At 46.8% G+C, this 16,543-nt stretch carries 9 protein-coding genes; 4 read left to right on the forward strand and 5 right to left on the reverse strand.

The window, feature by feature from the left end; translation table 11 throughout:
• Positions 1 to 18 precede the first annotated feature (18 nt).
• The 5 genes from AAE250_RS15625 to AAE250_RS15645 all read right to left on the reverse strand — a co-directional run bounded on the left by AAE250_RS15625 (position 19) and on the right by AAE250_RS15645 (position 11,203).
• Entirely contained in the window at positions 19 to 1,644 is a 1,626-nt protein-coding gene (locus tag AAE250_RS15625) for a RagB/SusD family nutrient uptake outer membrane protein (protein WP_294599810.1), read from the reverse strand.
• A 23-nt stretch (positions 1,645 to 1,667) separates the two neighbouring features.
• Positions 1,668 to 4,763, reverse strand: coding sequence for a SusC/RagA family TonB-linked outer membrane protein (locus AAE250_RS15630; RefSeq protein WP_294599813.1), 3,096 nt, complete (start codon positions 4,761 to 4,763; stop codon positions 1,668 to 1,670).
• A 936-nt stretch (positions 4,764 to 5,699) separates the two neighbouring features.
• Positions 5,700 to 7,427 carry an ATP-binding protein gene (locus AAE250_RS15635; RefSeq protein ID WP_294599815.1) on the reverse strand — a complete coding sequence of 576 codons (1,728 nt, stop codon included), beginning with the start codon at positions 7,425 to 7,427 and terminating at the stop codon, positions 5,700 to 5,702.
• Positions 7,428 to 7,506: 79 nt separating this feature from the next.
• Positions 7,507 to 9,993: a glycoside hydrolase family 2 TIM barrel-domain containing protein gene (locus AAE250_RS15640; RefSeq protein ID WP_294599818.1), complete on the reverse strand. Its 2,487-nt coding sequence runs from the start codon at positions 9,991 to 9,993 to the stop codon at positions 7,507 to 7,509.
• A 31-nt stretch (positions 9,994 to 10,024) separates the two neighbouring features.
• Positions 10,025 to 11,203 carry a glycoside hydrolase family 53 protein gene (locus AAE250_RS15645; protein WP_294599821.1) on the reverse strand — a complete coding sequence of 393 codons (1,179 nt, stop codon included), beginning with the start codon at positions 11,201 to 11,203 and terminating at the stop codon, positions 10,025 to 10,027.
• A 233-nt stretch (positions 11,204 to 11,436) separates the two neighbouring features.
• Between AAE250_RS15645 and AAE250_RS15650 the strand changes: the two genes are divergently transcribed.
• The 4 genes from AAE250_RS15650 to AAE250_RS15665 are packed head-to-tail and all read left to right on the forward strand — an operon-like array spanning position 11,437 to position 16,456.
• Entirely contained in the window at positions 11,437 to 12,441 is a 1,005-nt protein-coding gene (locus tag AAE250_RS15650; protein WP_294599824.1) for a LacI family DNA-binding transcriptional regulator, read from the forward strand.
• A 15-nt stretch (positions 12,442 to 12,456) separates the two neighbouring features.
• Positions 12,457 to 13,830 carry an SLC45 family MFS transporter gene (locus AAE250_RS15655; protein ID WP_294599827.1) on the forward strand — a complete coding sequence of 458 codons (1,374 nt, stop codon included), beginning with the start codon at positions 12,457 to 12,459 and terminating at the stop codon, positions 13,828 to 13,830.
• 56 nt (positions 13,831 to 13,886) lie between these two features.
• Positions 13,887 to 16,214, forward strand: a complete 2,328-nt coding sequence (locus AAE250_RS15660; protein WP_294599830.1) for a family 65 glycosyl hydrolase domain-containing protein — start codon at positions 13,887 to 13,889, stop codon at positions 16,212 to 16,214.
• Between the two features lie 32 nt (positions 16,215 to 16,246).
• On the forward strand, positions 16,247 to 16,456 hold the full coding sequence (locus tag AAE250_RS15665) for a type II toxin-antitoxin system HicB family antitoxin (protein ID WP_294599832.1): 210 nt from the start codon (positions 16,247 to 16,249) through the stop codon (positions 16,454 to 16,456).
• Positions 16,457 to 16,543: the final 87 nt, after the last annotated feature.

The raw sequence follows: 16,543 nt of genomic DNA on the forward strand, positions 1-16,543 counted from the left end.
CCTTGTTTCATTTAGAAATTAATAACCAGTATTCTGTTTCAAATTTTTGTTGTTCGAGATTTCATTCACCGGCAAGGGGAAAATGCTCATATAAGAGGGGAACTGATTGCCCTCGTAAACGCCACCCATCCATTCCCACTTGTAGTTGGACTGGCCGGCAAACTTGCCAAAACGAATGAGGTCGACGCGACGACGTCCTTCGAGCCAAAACTCACGGCTCCACTCATCACAAATGTCATCCAGTGTATAGGTACTCTTTGCAGGAGCATGTGCACGTGAGCGCAACTCATCAAGTTTTGCTTTAGCATCGCTATTGCCGGAGGCACCATTTTTACGAACTGCAGCTTCGGCATAAGTCAAATAAGCTTCGGCAATACGCATAACAGGAAGATCCGTATTAACAAATTCAATAACAGCATTATTACTTCCATCAGAATTAACGTTGCGGAACTTCACGCAGCTATATCCCAAATTCTCATCAGTACCTTCATCAGTAACAGAAATATCCATTCCTTTATTGAAGAACAATGCACGATCATCATTGGCAGCAGTAATCATATCCTGCAATGTCGGAGCCTCAGCAGGCGTATTGGTAAAGAACTTGTCAATAAGTTGCTTACGCAGACGGATACATTTACCCCAGTTATTGTCCGCACCAGAAGGAGCGTAATTGTCTGTAGGTACTTTATTTGAGTAAGAAGCCTGAATAAGGAAGTTGGCTCCCTCATAGCTCTTGGTGATTTCACCATCAGCAAGACCTACCAACAAGTTTTCATACTGTGCTCCATTACGGTCATTGTCGGCCAAGAACAACATCTGATAGCCCGTATATTTTTCACCGGTTACCGGGTTGGTAGCTCCCTTTGTGTTAAGGTGATAATAACCGTTATTGATAACCCTCTCTGCATAAGTCATGGCATCATCCCAGCGGGCTGTACCCGTATAAACCTCTGCATTCAAATAAATGCGTGCCAAAAGATTCCAAGCAGCTACACGGTCGGCGCGACCATAAGTGTTTCTTCCCGGTTCTGCCATTAAGTCAGCACATTCTTTCAATTCTTTCTCAACATATTCAAAGAACTGGCTTCTTGAATAGCCTACAGCCATTTCGGCTGATACCTCTTCGGTAAAGGCCGCATTTCCATACAAGTCCATAACAAGCGCGTAGTTATAAGCACGGATAAAACGTACTTCCGCATCACGCATTTCTTGGTCTGCCGCATTACCCTCTTGACTTAAATAGAAGTTACAAAGTGTAATCGTAAAATAGAGACGGTAATAAAGAGCAGCCGAGAATACGCAACTTTCGCCCCATGAATTGTGAAGCAATTCCGGTACACCGGCATCGGTTGCCCACACCCAGTGTGATTCGTCAGCAGTAAACTCGTTGAGGTACCATTGAGAACGGAACATACCCGAACGTCCTTCATCAACGTCGTCAATATCACCATTACCATTAGGTCCTGATTGTCCTGTAAGGCAAAAGCTTGCATAAATCTTATTGAAGACGGCATCATTATCAAATTCCATCGTCTGCTGCGGATTGATCGGATTTACATCCAAATCGCCCACGCAAGAGCTGAAGTTCAGCGTCAGCGCAAGTGCTGCAGCAGGTATCATTGATTTCAGTATTCTTGTTTTCATGTTATTCTTCTATAATATATGGGTTAGAAATTAAGGCTTAGACCAAATACGCCAGTGAACGGACGGGGATAGATGTTACCATCATAACCACCATTGATTTCCGGATCAATGCCTTTGTATTTAGAGATAGTAAAGACGTTTTGAGCTGTAAGATAAGCACGGCCGCTGATTTTCACTCCAAACAGCTTATCGAAGCTATAACCCAAAGTGATGTTATCGCACTTCAAGAATGAAGCATTCTGAATGAAGTAGTCTGACAAAGCATCTTCAGTAGAAATATAGTTCCAATCTTTAGCCATGGACATGTTAGTTACATTATGCCACGTATTACCATTAAACAAACGCTCTACAGAAATATTCGAACGTCCTGCTTCTACACCGTTATAAGCATAGTTACCAAGGCTTGCACGAAGTGAGAAACTGAAGTCCCAATTCTTATAAATCAGTTTGGATGTCATACCCATCATCACATCAGGATCTGCCTTTTTGTAGAAGTAACGGTCTGCCGAGTTGATAATACCATCCCCGTTACGATCAACGAACTGTCCTTCAATAGGTTGACCATTCTTATCATAAACCTGCTGATAAGTATAGAAAGACGATACCGAGTGGCCTACAGCCCAAGCTTTAATACCATCCGAACCTGAGTCACCTACAGCAAGACCGCCATGCAAGATTCTGTAATCAGCATCATCGCTCGCCAGCAGCTTATCTATTTTATTATCATTATAGGTAATATTGTAACCTAATTCCCAACGCCAGTCTCTGGTCTGGATAGGACGATAAGTAAGTGACAATTCAACACCTTGATTGTGCAGTTCACCAATATTGCTTGTAACCTTGTTTTTAAAATTAGAACCGGCAGCAACGGCTACCGTATTAATAAGGTCGGTTGTCTTTCGGTAGTAATAATCTACGCTGGCAGTAAAGCGATCGTTGAAGAGGGCCAAATCGATACCGGCATTATAGGTCGTAGTCTTTTCCCATGTCAGTGAGGCATTATAAGCATCAGGACGATAAGTCATTCCGTTGCCCACAACCGGATAGTATGCTCCCAAACCGTTAGTTGTATAAGAAGCGAAATAGGTGTAGTCGCCAATACCCTCTTGCTGACCAGTTTTACCCCAACCAAGACGAAGTTTCAAATCGGAAATTGCTTTAGAGTCACGAAGGAAAGCTTCTTCTTTAATTTTCCATGCACCTGCAACAGAAGGGAACAGACCCCAACGTTGATCCTTATGGAAACGTGAAGAACCGTCATCACGCAATGTAACTGTCAGCAAATAGCGATCCATTAATGAATAGTTCAAGCGACCGAAGAAAGAAACCAAATAGTTTTCAGTCTTATAAAGCGTATTTTCCGAAGGATCTTTGATTTCACCCGGATGCTCCTTGTTACTATCAGGATAGGTTCCGTAATAGTAATAATCAGTTTTCTTATGGAAATGTTGCCACTCGTAACCACCCATTACGTCAAAATGATGATCCTTACCAAAATCCTTGATGTATTGAGCATACATATTCAACGAGAGGTTGTAGGTATCCTGAGTATTCCATCCCTGGCTGCCATAATAATAGTTATCGTAATTATAGCGGCTGTAATATTTATCACTCTTACCACTTTTTATGTCCATACCACCATTAACATGCAGATGGAGGTCTTCAAGACCATGAATTTTATAGTCCAATTCCAGATTTCCTGTCAACTCTTTACCCTTGCCTTTATCCGAAGTCGTATTCAACAAAGACATAGGATTACGCGTAGACAAAGAGTTAATAGAGTATTTCCATTCGTCATCACCACGATCTACAGGAGAACTGTATTGGAAATAACCGCCAAAATTCTTATTAAAGAACTCGCTGTCAATAGTAACAGGTTTTGTTGGATCAGCTTCACTGGCAGCTCCAATAGCCCCTGTATTAGCGTATGTTGTCTTGGAGTACATGCCCTTGGCATTAAAATTTACAGCCAAGTGTTCATTTAAGAAAGTTGGATTCAAACTTACACTGGCAGTATAACGTTCAAAGTCCGAAGTCTTAAGAATACCCTGTTGCTTGGTGTAACCCAAAGAAACACGATAAGGCAGATTCTTGTAGGCACCAGCTAATGTAATGTTGTGGTCGGTAGAGATTGCCGTACGATAAATCTCATCTTGCCAGTCTGTATTGGCAAAAAGATGTTGCGCTCCATCGGCAGGTGTACCATCAGTGTTGTATGCACTCCAATAACCCATATTCTTATAATAGTCACTGGCTTCCCATTCAGCACCGTCCAACCCGCTCTTTTTCTTTATGAAATCCATAAATTCATTAGAACTTAACACATCCAGCTTGTTGGTCACGACACTTACCGAAACACTTCCATTATAAGAAACGGTAGGCTTCATGTTTTTACGGCCTTTTTTAGTAGTGATAATAATTACACCATTGGATGCACGGCTACCATAAATAGCCGTAGCAGAAGCATCTTTCAGTACAGTAAAGCTTTCGATGTCGTTGGGATTTACGAGATTTAAAGGATTGGACATACCTTGCATACCGTAGTTATCCATAGCCAAACCGTCAATTACAATCAACGGATCATTGCTGGCGTTCAATGATGAACCGCCACGAATACGAATAGAAGCGCCGCCACCCGGTTCACCACCGCTGTTCTGAACATTAACACCGGCTATTTTACCAGTAATCATATCCTGAGCACTTACTTGTAAACCCTTATTCATTTCGTCAGGTTTAATCGCTGTTACTGAACCAGTCAAGTCGTTTTTCTTAGCACGACCATAACCGATTACAACAACTTCACTCAGTAATTCGGCATCATCTTTAAGCGTAATCACAACTGAAGCAGCAGCGGGCACTTCAGTTGTCTGATAGCCGATAAATGATACTTGGAGAATTGCCCCCTGTGGAACAGACAAGGTAAAATTACCATTCACATCGGTAATGGTACCGTTCGATGGATTACCTTTTTCAATGACATTTGCACCTATCACTTCACCCAAGGCATCTTTTACATGCCCTTTCACGGTGATGTTCTGTGCATAAGCGCCAACAGACAAGAATAACCCTAATACAAGGGTAAGAATCGTTTGATAGATTCTAAGATTAACTTGCTTCATGCATTTAAAAATTAAAGTTAACAATATTAATTACCTATATATATTCGAAATATCTCTCGATACTTGTTTTTTCTTTTAAGGTATCTATAACATGACGCAACAAAAATATGCTTTATTAAAATATTAAAATACAAGAAGTATCAGAAATATGCAATAGCAACAGTGCAAACGATTGCATTGAGTTGCATGGTTGCACAAAGAAAAAAACTGGCAAAAAAAGTTTTGCACATTTTTACTACCATACTCTCATTACTGCTCTGTATTCTTTTATTCATCGGTGTTTGAGCTATGGGTAGAAGCCCTTATAACTTATTGAGGTTGTATCGAAACTAAATTCAGCTTTCATTCTGTCAGAGTTTCGGCACAACCTCTTTCGCATTATATATATGTATATCATTGCTGTATAATAGATTACAGTTTCCTATAGGTAGGAAACTCTCGTTTCTTGCTATGGGAACTACAATTTCTTAACGCTGGAAACGACAGTTTCTCCTAATGGGAACGCTCGTTTCTCCTAATGGGAACGACAGTTTCCTCTTATGGGAACGAGCGTTTCTGCTCATGGAAACGGAATTCATCCATTAGGGCACTGTCCACTCATCCGCGTATCACACCGATTAGTTATCACTTATCTACTCATTCTGCAGATAAAACAGCCAAAAACCGTTATTTTCCGTGTTAATAGAAGTTATTTAGCTCTATTTAGAAAAGATGACAAAAAGAGATGGAAAGAGCTATATATAAAGGAATTACAATAAGAGTCAGACAACTATTTGCTCAAAAAAGCGTGACGGTAACCATTTACCGTCACGCTACCAACACGCTTACCAACACTGGTTAAACGTTTATCTGTCAATAGCTTATAAGCATTAGTGACGGAGTGCTGGTAGTGACATTAAAAAACCTGGTTTATTTTTGAATCAGCATGTAGCACATTCACCATACCTCCCAAACCTTGAAAGTCTTGTTACCAGCGATATAGACTACATATTTCCGTATCTTATAAGCAGGGAACTGACGGTTGATATCAGTAGCATAACTACAAACCTGTGCCGCATCACTATCTGCAGGAGCTGTCAGTGCTTCCAAGTGGGAGGCTTCACCCATTTTAAAGTATTTGAACTCCACTACCCGGCAATCGTTGTGGAAATCGGTACCGGGAATGCCCGTCAGCACCAGGTCGGCACGCCCCGAAGGGAGGTTCTGCTCCAGGGCGAAGGTGTAGTAATCGCTCAGGTAGCGGCTGCAAAGTTCGAAGAATGAACAACGGATGAAGTTCTCGTTCACCTTGTCGAATACCTGAGCAGGGAATTGACCGAGATACTCCTCGAAGTAATTGCGGACAAGAGGTTCGAGTTGGCGGTCCTTCGTTACAAAATGCTCATAAGCCGGAACGTAACGGCGCGCATCACTGCTCACTTTATTCATGTCATTGAAATAATCCATGAAGATGCTGCGCATGGTGAGATTGGGCAAAGCCATCTTAAAACCATTCTTCAGTGTCGTCATCCCCAGATAATAAAGGCTTATCGGATAGAACTGCTTGTCGAAGAACTTCTGCTTATTAAACTTACTGCGCAGGTCGGGCTGGGAATAGGCCAACTCACCATCTATCAGCAGAGCGTCCAGCATTTCACGGGCATTATCCAGCGTGATGGTAAGTCGGCGTATCCAGCCAATGTCTGTACGCAAGTTCTCGTCTATCATTTCCGGCGGAATCTCGCCGTTGTTCACGGCAAACTTCTTGAAGAAGTAGGTCAGTATGGTGGAGTTGAAAAGCGGACGGGCATTCGGCAAGAAGCGATAGCCGTCGTAATTATTCAGGATAAGTTGCCAAAGTTCGTCAAAACGGTCTTCACCATTGCCATATTTATCTACCACATAACGCAAGTAAGTGGATGCCTCGTCGTGGTTGAAGCCCAGCATTTCGGTGAACGTAGGTTCGAGGGTCAGGATTTCGGCAATGTTGTAGCCACTGGTCAAGTCGTCCATCGTGACGGGCAGCACGCCCGTGCAGAAGCAGGAACGTGTGCTGCCTTCATCAATGCCTTTCTTGATGGTTTTGAAGAAAGTACGCAGAAAGCTGTCACCGGTGGTGATGTTCTCATACAGAGGATCTTTAAAGGCGGTAAGCAACTGGTTGGTGAAGTTGTCATACTCATCGATTAGAATATAAAGCTTAGGAAGCCGGTTTGCCTTTATCCAGTTCATGATATCCTCCAGCATGGAAGAGGCATTACGTAAATCACGGAAAGCAAAACCTTTGAAATAACGGGCATAACGATGTTCGCTCCTTACCAGCAGCTCTATCGGGCCACAATTCAAATTATTGAAGTTACGTTCCAACTCCTCTATATTGTTGCTCATTACCATGGCAGAGAAGTTGAAACGCAACACCATATACTGATTGCGCTCTTTGGTGGGATGACTGCCTATATACAGACCGCCATAGAGGAATTCAAAACGTTCAGCCTCATTCAGATCGTAATAATAAGACAAAGTGGAAATCAACAGACTCTTGCCGAAACGGCGCGGGCGAAGAAAGACGGGAGCCTTATAACGTTCCAGTTCAGCGATAAACCGTGTCTTATCCACATAATAAAAGCCACGCTCGCGCATCTCCACGAAGTCGGCTATAGCATAAGGAATCGTCATATCGTTCATAATTTCCTACTTTTCTGTTAGTAATACACAAAAGTAGGAAATTATTCCCAATACGCCATTAGGGAATAAGGATTATTAGCTAATCTCTTTTATCCACCGAAGTACGCAACACCAGTTTTCCGGATTTTACACCTTTAGCCTTCGCCTCAAACACAATCTCACCAGCCTGTTCTCCACTTTGTACAATAGCCGTAAGCTGGCCGCTGAAAGCAGGCATCTTGGGCAAATGGAATAAATCGAGGCTGGTGGCATCGCCGTTGGCGGCGGCACGGTATCGTCCGGCACCTTTTACAGAGAAAGTCACCATGCGATTGTCTGCCGGACAAAGGTTACCGTCTTTATCGACCACGCGAACAGTGATGTATGCCAAGTCCTTGCCATCGGCAGATAGCTGCGTACGGTCGGCAATGACTTCCAGATGATGGGGCTTACCGGCGGTACGGATCACTTTCTCTTCGGCAGGCTTACCGGAAGCATCGTAAGCAACGACTTTTACCTCGCCCGGTTCATAAGGAACATCCATCCACATCAGACGATACCGGCGCTGCAAGGCAAGAGAGTCTTTCCCTTCCAAAGCGCGGCTTTCATCGGCAGTAAGCTTGCGTTGTTTACCATAACTCTTCCCGTTGACAAACAGTTCGGCACTGGGATAGCTGGTATAAACAAAGACGGGCGTATCCTCCCCTTCCCTGCCCGGCCACGTCCAATGCGGCAGAACGTGCAACGTATTCGCCTGCTTGTTCCACACGCTGCGATACAAATAGTAACGGTCTTTGGGCAGACTTGCCAAGTCGATAATGCCGAACACGGAACTATGACTGGGCCAGGCATCCGTATCGTAAGGAGACGGTTCGCCCAGATAATCGAAGCCCGTCCAGACGAACTGACCGATAGTCCAATTATAGTCATCCGCCAAAGCGAAATCCACATCAGGAATATTAGACCAGGAGCAGCACTCCACATCGTAGCCGGAGCATTGATGGTCATCATACTTCATACTGGCACGTTTCTCTACCGGGAATTTATAAACACCGCGCGAACTGACTGTAGAAGCCGTTTCCGAACCAAGCACTATATTCTGAGGCAGATTCTCGTATGACTCCACATAGCGATGAGCACGATAGTTAAGTCCCGGCACATCAATCATCGCCGCAAAGCCATTGGCAAGCACACAAGAAACTTGATCCATGCCGCAAGTTACGGGGCGCGTCGGATCTTCGCGATGGCAGATGTCCTGCAGGAAAGAAGCGACTTTATACCCTTCGGGGCTGCATTGGGTGGGAACTTCATTGCCGATACTCCACATCACCACACTGGGATGATTGCGATAATGACGCAACATATTCACCATATCCTTTTCGGCCCATTCGCCGAAATAGCGGTGATAGCCATTCTCACATTTGGCAATATCCCATTCATCGAACGGTTCCACCATCATCATGAAGCCCATTTCATCGCAGAGTTCCACCAACTCGGGTGCAGGCATATTATGGGAAGTACGAACAGCATCGCACCCCATATCTTTCAACAAAGTAAGCTGACGGCGGAGAGCAGCCACATTGACGGCAGCGCCCAACGGGCCCAAATCATGATGGTTGCATACTCCCTGAAACTTGCGATGTTTGCCATTCAGGAAGAAACCTTTATCCGCCACAATCTCGATACTGCGAATACCGAAACGGGTGGTGTATTCATCGGTCTGCTTGCCATCGACGTAGATTTTAGATATTGCCTTATATAAATAAGGTGTCTCGGGCGACCATAATGAAGGAGCATTCACCAGGAAGTTCTGCTCGAACGGTTGTCCGTGATTTATCTTACGGGTATTATCTTTCGTGGCGACCACCTTTCCGTCGGGCGAAACAATATCCGTCAGCATACGGATTTCTTTGTCACCGGCTCCCTCAACCGTCGTAAGCAGACGTACAGAGGCATATTCGCCGGAAACATGGGGAGTGGTAAGTTGTGTGCCCCAAACCGGTACATGAACACGCTCCGTCACCACCAGACGGACATTACGGTACAGACCAGCCCCCGGATACCAGCGGGAAGACTGGGGCTTGTTCTCCAACCGGACAGCCAACACATTGTCTTTGCCGTCACCGTTCAGCAAGTCCGTAACATCACAATGAAAAGAATTGTAGCCGAAAGGCCAGAAACAAGCTTCTTTTCCGTTGACATAGACACGGGCCTCACTCATGGCACCGTCAAAGACCAAAGTCACCTGCTTGCCGGCAGGAGCATCGAATCCTCTGCGATACCAGCCGACGCCCACATACGGCAACCCCCCGGTACGCCCGGTCTTCACAGAAGCCGCCTTTTCGAAGTTTTGCGTAACTGCCACCTCCTGCAAATCGTTATTACGGTCGAAAGGGCCAAAGATAGCCCAATCATGAGGAATAGTTACTGTTTCCCACTTGCCGTCGTCGAAATCTGTCTGTAGCGCTTCCGCTACGTCTCCCTTGGTAAACTTCCAGTTCTTTTCCAGCAAAGTTTCTGTACGCTGCGCCATAGTCCCCAGCGAAAAGAGGGCGCAGCAAGATAAAATGAATAATGTCTTCTTCATTTTTCAGTCTAATGATTTTGAATCAGTATTATTATTTAAAAGCATCCATTATCACAGTAGGACGGCCATCCTCGGTAAATGCTCCTAACCGGTACTGTCCCGGTCTACATTCCGGTTCCCAGTAGAACACGCCTTTGCAGCGTCCATTGGTATTCTCACGACACTCTTTCAGGATGCGGGCCAGCTGCCTCTTCCCTTCAGCCAAGACAGATGTACTTGCCAGCTTTCCGTAATCGTCGGCACATTCCATACCGGTCTCTACCACCATCACATCACAGTTGTATTTGGCACTCAGCGCATTTATATTTTCGATGCAGTCCGTAATAATGGCATCGGCTGTATAGTTCTCTTTAGCATCACGTGACCAGTAAGGATAAAGTGACATGCCTATCATATCCCACTTACCGCCGTTCTTCTTCAATTCGTCAAAGAACCAATTGAACAAATCACGGTCCCATCCATTGTCCAAGTGAACAATAACAATGGCATCGGCAAAAACCGACTTTACAGCATTATAGCCAGTAGCGACAAAAGCACCAAGATTAGCCCAGTTCATGGGATATATCACTTTATTAGAAGCATTTGCCGGAGCATCTTTCAATTCACGTTCTGTTACATCATAGGATGCACCGCTCAAAGCTACGTCTTTATCCCACAACATGCCCGGACGGATTTCATTGCCCACCTGTACCCATTTAGGCGTGACTCCAGCCGTTTTCAATGCCTGAAGCACACTTACTGTATGCTCACCAAGCGCTTTCTTCAAGTCTGCCAAATTTTTGCCTACCCAGGATGCAGGCTTGTTTTGTTGGGCGGGGTCGGCCCACCAGTCACTGTAATGGAAATCGACCATCACATCCATCCCTAAATCTTTGGCACGCTTGGCCTTTGCTACCAGATCGGCTGTATTGCACCAATTATCGTGTTCTTTAGGATCAACCCATACCCTGAGACGGACAGCATCCAGCCCAAGCTCCTTCATCAGCCGAAAACAATCAGTCTCCACGCCGGAAGCATTGTAGAACTTCATTCCCTTATGCTCCATTTCGGTCACCCAACTGATGTCGGCACCTTTGGCAAAAGTAGTAGTAGGGGTATCCTCGTCATCAGGAAGTCCGCCGGTATTGGGGGCTGTCCCATTATGATTGCTGCATGCTAATATCGTAAAAGCAATGCAGAAAGAAAAAGTAAAAAACTTCATGTATCTCATAGCAACAAATTTTAGTGTTTCGCAAATATAAGAAATTAGAAGATATCGACCTAATTACATTTTATATTGTCAAAGAACAACGATACGCAATCGTTTGCACAATCTTATAACCCAATAATCCTCAATAGATAAGAGACATTTGTAGCATTCCGCTATTTTTGCAGTAAAATCAGTAAGCATATTTGTACTGCTTACGGTTTTATATTACCTTTGGCTGAAACTTTAGAAATACCATGAATAAACCGCAGATAACCATCAAGGATATTGCCCGGGCGTTGAATGTCTCCCCCTCCACGGTGTCGAGGGCGCTGAAAGACAACCCGGACATCAGCCAAGAGACCCGTGACATGATCCATGCCTACGCACGCGAGCATAATTACAAGCCCAACTCACTTGCCGTGAATCTCCGAGCTAGCCGCAGCAATACCATCGGAGTGATTATTCCTCAGTTGGTGCACCACTTCTTTTCGTGCGTACTGAGCGGCATTGAGAAAGCAGCAGCCGAAGCCGGCTACAACATCATCGTGGCACAGAGCAACGAATCGTACGAGCAGGAAGTAAAAATAGTACATTCCTTCCTTGCCGCCCGCGTCTGCGGAGTGATTACTTCCCTTGCCAAAGACACTTCCCAATACGACCATTACCAGGAATTGCTGGACAACGATATTCCCATCGTCTTCTACGACCGCATCTGCACGGGACTGAAAACCGAGCGCGTAGTGGTGGACGATTATGCCGGTTCCTTCGCCGCCGTGGAGTACATGATACAGACCGGATGCAAGCGCATCCTCTTCTACGGTGCCGCCCCCCATCTGGAAATCACCAAGAACCGCCGCAACGGCTATCTGGATGCCATGAAGAAGTACAAGATTCCGGTAGACGACAGCATGATACTGTTGTGCGACACCCGCGAACGTGCCATCGCCATCACTCCCGACCTGCTGGAAAGCGAGAACCGCCCCGATGGTTTCTTTGCCATCAACGACGAAACGGCATCGGGCATCCTCTATGCCTGCAAGCTGGTAGGCGCGAAAGTTCCGGACGAAGTATCTATCTGCGGATTTACCGATGGAGCCATTGCACAAAGTACCGACCCGAAACTGACGACTGTGGAACAACATGGCGAAGAAGTGGGGAAAAGCGCTTTCTGCATTCTGATAAGCAAGCTGGAAGGTGAGGAAAAGAGCTCTAATATGATTGTCAGAACCAATCTCGTAGTGAGAGGAACAACGAAATAATAAATAAAAAATATCATGAAAGTAAAACCCGATTTAAGTTTCTGGAAGCTGTGGAACATCAGCTTTGGTTTTTTCGGCGTACAGATAGCGTACGCCTTGCAAAGTGCAAACATCAGCCGTATTTTCTCTACGCTGGGTGCAGACCCGCATAACCTGAGTTACTTCTGGATATTGCCGCCATTGGCCGGTATCGTGGTACAACCTATCGTAGGTGCCGCCAGCGACAAGACGTGGACACGCTTCGGACGGCGCATCCCTTATTTGTTTATCGGTTCGCTGGTTGCCGTACTGGTGATGTGCCTGCTTCCTAATGCGGGTAGCCTGGGCATGGCGGTGAGCACAGCCATGATCTTTGGATTGGTATCGTTGATGTTCCTCGACACCTCCATCAACATGGCCATGCAGCCTTTCAAGATGATGGTGGGCGACATGGTGAACGAAAAGCAAAAAGGACTCGCCTACTCCATTCAGAGTTTTCTGTGCAACGCCGGCAGCCTGGTGGGTTATCTTTTCCCGTTCATCTTTGCATGGGTGGGCATCAGCAACACAGCGCCGCAGGGCGTGGTGCCCGACTCGGTGATTTACTCCTTCTATATCGGAGCTGCCATCCTGATTCTTTGCGTCATCTACACCACAGTGAAGGTGAAGGAGATGCCGCCTGCCGAATATGCCGAATATCATGGCATCAGCGAAGAGGAGGAACATGAAAAGATTAATATGTTGAAGCTGCTTGTCAAAGCACCGAAGGCGTTCTGGACGGTAGGCTTGGTACAGTTCTTCTGCTGGTTTGCCTTTATGTTTATGTGGACGTACACCAACGGCAGTATTGCTGCCAATGTATTCGATGCACCTACCGTAGAGCATCTGGTGAATGGAGTCAGCAAGATTGTGCTCGACACCAAGAGCCTGCAATACCAGGAAGCTGCCAACTGGGTAGGTGTGCTTTTTGCCGTTCAAGCCATCGGTTCCGTGCTTTGGGCCATCTGCATACCGATGTTCAAAGACCGCCGCTTCGTTTACTCCCTCAGTCTGGTGCTGGGTGGTATAGGTTTCATTTCAACTTATTTCGTACACAACCAGTACATGCTGTTTGTCTCTTTCGTACTGATAGGTTGCGCATGGGCGGCCATGCTAGCATTGCCTTTCACCATCCTGACGAATGCGCTGAGCGGCGGACACATGGGCACCTACCTGGGACTGTTCAACGGCACTATCTGCATCCCGCAGATTGTAGCGGCAGCTTTGGGCGGAACGATTCTTGCCTTGTACACCCCGAAGGGAGCACTTCCCCCCGAAATCAATATGCTGGTGACGGCAGGCGTGATGCTGATCGTAGGTGCCGTCTGTGTATATTTAATTAAAGAGACGAAAGGAGACGAAAAGAAGTAGTTCATTTATCCGCAGATTTGTTTATCTTTACCGCGATAACCAGAGAAGCACACATCATGAAAAGATACCTTAAAACGGATGAATGGAACATCATCGAAGACAGTTTTCATGCCGACCACCAGCGGATGTCGGAAAGTATATTCAGCCTCGGAAACGGACGCTTCGGGCAACGGGGAAACTTTGAGGAGCCTTACAGTAGCGACTCATACCGCGGCTCGTTCGTTGCCGGCATCACCTTCCTGGACAAGACCCGCGTAGGCTGGTGGAAGAACGGCTTCCCCGCCTACTACACCCGCATCCCCAATGCCGCCGACTGGAGCCTCATCAGCCTCCGCCTCATAGACGAGGAACTGGACCTGGCGCAGTGGGACGTAGACAGCTTCTGTCGCCGACTGGACATGAAAGCAGGCATCTCCTACCGAGACGTAGAAGTGACCTCGCCCCGTGGAAACAAGTTACGCCTCCACGTAGAACACGTCACAGACATGGCACGTCCCGACCTCTGCCTGATAAAATACAGTGTCACCTCCCTCAACTATACCGGCAAGATATCCCTGGTACCTATTCTCGACGGGAATATAATGAACGACACCGAGCATCCGGGCGAGAAGATATGGAACATCCTGCGCTCTGGCGCCACTGCCGATTGTGCCTACTTATGGACTCAGACCCGCCGGGAAGATGCACAAGTATGCTATGCCATGACCTACCAATTTTTCAAGAACAACCGGGAGACCATCCCCAACCCCATACGCATCGAAAAGGAGAAGCAAACGGGCTTCAGCGTAGGTACCGACGCAAAACCGGGCGACACCGTAACCCTTGTGAAATACGTAGCCATCGTCTCTTCACTCTATCACGAACGGCACGAACTAATAGAGCAATCCATCGCCCAGGCCCGCCAGGCCAAAACCATAGGCTGGGACGCCCTGCTGGAGGAGCACCGCCAATCCTGGCAAATGATTTGGGACGAGACCGACGTCGTCATCGAGGGAGACCCGGAAGCGCAACAAGGCATCCGATACAACATTTTCCAGCTCTATCAGACGTATCGGGGGGATGACCCGCGGCTGAACATCGGTCCGAAAGGTTTCACCGGAGAGAAGTATGGCGGCAATACTTATTGGAACACCGAGTTGTGTTGCGTGCCGTTCTTCCTGCTGTCCACTCCCAGAGAAGTGGTGAAGAACCTGCTGATATACCGCTACAACCAGTTGCCCAAGGCGATAGAGAATGCACGGAAACTGGGCTTCACGGGCGGTGCAGCGCTGTTTCCGCAGGTGACCAACAACGGCGAAGAGTGCCACAGCGAATGGGAAATAACCTTTGAGGAGGTGCACCGCAACAACATCATCGTCTTCGCCATCATACAGCACGCGGTCTACACCGGGTCGCTGACCTATATAGCACGCTACGGGTTGGAGGTGATGATAGCCGTCTGCCGCTTCTGGGCCCAGCGGGTATCTTTCTCGGAAGCAAAGCAGAAGTACGTCATCCTCGGCGTGACCGGCCCGGACGAGTACGAGAACAACGTAAACAACAACTGGTACACCAATTACTCGTGCCAGCGTTGCCTGGCAATGACGCTGCACTACATCGAACTCATTGCCGACCGCTATCCCGACGAATATGCCCGCGTACGCCGCCTCACCGTCTTCGACCAGCAGCACGAAAGCGAGCAGTGGCGCAATATCATCGAAAACCTCTACCTGCCGGAAGATCCGGCACGCGGCATCTTCGTGCAGGACGACGGCTACCTGGACAAGCACCTGCAAACCGTCGAAGCCATTCCGCCCGAAGAGCGGCCCATCAACCAGCACTGGTCGTGGGACCGTATTCTGCGCTCGTGCTACATCAAACAGAGTGACGTCCTGCTGGGCATGTACCTTTACAACTTCCACTTCGACATAGACACCATCCGCCGCAACTTCGAGTTCTACGAGCCAATGACGGTGCACGAGTCGTCACTCTCGCCACACATCCACTCCATCCTGGCCGCCCGCATCGGACGTGTGGAGAAAGCCTACCAACTGTTCCTTCATGCCACCCGCCTCGACCTGGACGACTACAACAACGAGGCCGACCAGGGGCTGCACATCACCTCCATGCCGGGTTCGTGGCTCGCCATTGTGCGCGGCTTTGCCGGTATGCAGGTGCTGGGCTGCCGGCTGTGCTTCGCACCCGTTATTCCACAGAAGTGGAGCTGTTACTCGTTCCAGTTGAATTATCAGGGAAGGACGATACGGATGCAGGTGGGCAAGGAGATAGAAATCTCGCTCACAGCCGGGCAGGAAGTGGAGGTGCAAGTTTACGGAGAAAGATATGTGCTGAAACAAGGGGAGAACGTAAAAATCCCTCAGTCCACTGAAGGTAGAAAAGAATAGAGAAGCAGGATTTATAAAATAAGGAGGAAGATATGAATACATTAAGTTACAAAGGCTATATCGGTTCGGTAAACTTCAGCGAAAAAGACAATGTCTTTTTCGGCAAGATAGAAGGCATAAACGGGCTTGTGAATTTTGAAGGAGAAAGCGTTAAGGAACTTACTGCAGCATTTCATCAGGCAGTAGATGACTATCTGATTTTTTGCGAAACGAGCAGGTCTTTCTATCAATGCATTTATTAAGCAGGCTTTAGAGAAACAAATTGCTATGATGCTTTAAATAAAGGATAAGAAGAATCATTTTATGCAGTAACCGGGAAAACAATTCGT

Origin of the sequence: Bacteroides sp. GD17 (assembly GCF_038448625.1) — a bacterium.
Lineage (GTDB): Bacteria > Bacteroidota > Bacteroidia > Bacteroidales > Bacteroidaceae > Bacteroides.

Bases quoted from the DNA above. Each gene is read 5' to 3' on its own strand.
- AAE250_RS15645 (WP_294599821.1), bottom strand. From the start codon at position 11,203: ATGAGATACATGAAGTTTTTTACTTTTTCTTTCTGCATTGCTTTTACG.
- AAE250_RS15655 (WP_294599827.1), top strand. From the start codon at position 12,457: ATGAAAGTAAAACCCGATTTAAGTTTCTGGAAGCTGTGGAACATCAGC.
- AAE250_RS15650 (WP_294599824.1), top strand. From the start codon at position 11,437: ATGAATAAACCGCAGATAACCATCAAGGATATTGCCCGGGCGTTGAAT.
- AAE250_RS15630 (WP_294599813.1), bottom strand. From the start codon at position 4,763: ATGAAGCAAGTTAATCTTAGAATCTATCAAACGATTCTTACCCTTGTA.
- AAE250_RS15640 (WP_294599818.1), bottom strand. From the start codon at position 9,993: ATGAAGAAGACATTATTCATTTTATCTTGCTGCGCCCTCTTTTCGCTG.
- AAE250_RS15660 (WP_294599830.1), top strand. From the start codon at position 13,887: ATGAAAAGATACCTTAAAACGGATGAATGGAACATCATCGAAGACAGT.
- AAE250_RS15625 (WP_294599810.1), bottom strand. From the start codon at position 1,644: ATGAAAACAAGAATACTGAAATCAATGATACCTGCTGCAGCACTTGCG.
- AAE250_RS15635 (WP_294599815.1), bottom strand. From the start codon at position 7,427: ATGAACGATATGACGATTCCTTATGCTATAGCCGACTTCGTGGAGATG.
- AAE250_RS15665 (WP_294599832.1), top strand. From the start codon at position 16,247: ATGAATACATTAAGTTACAAAGGCTATATCGGTTCGGTAAACTTCAGC.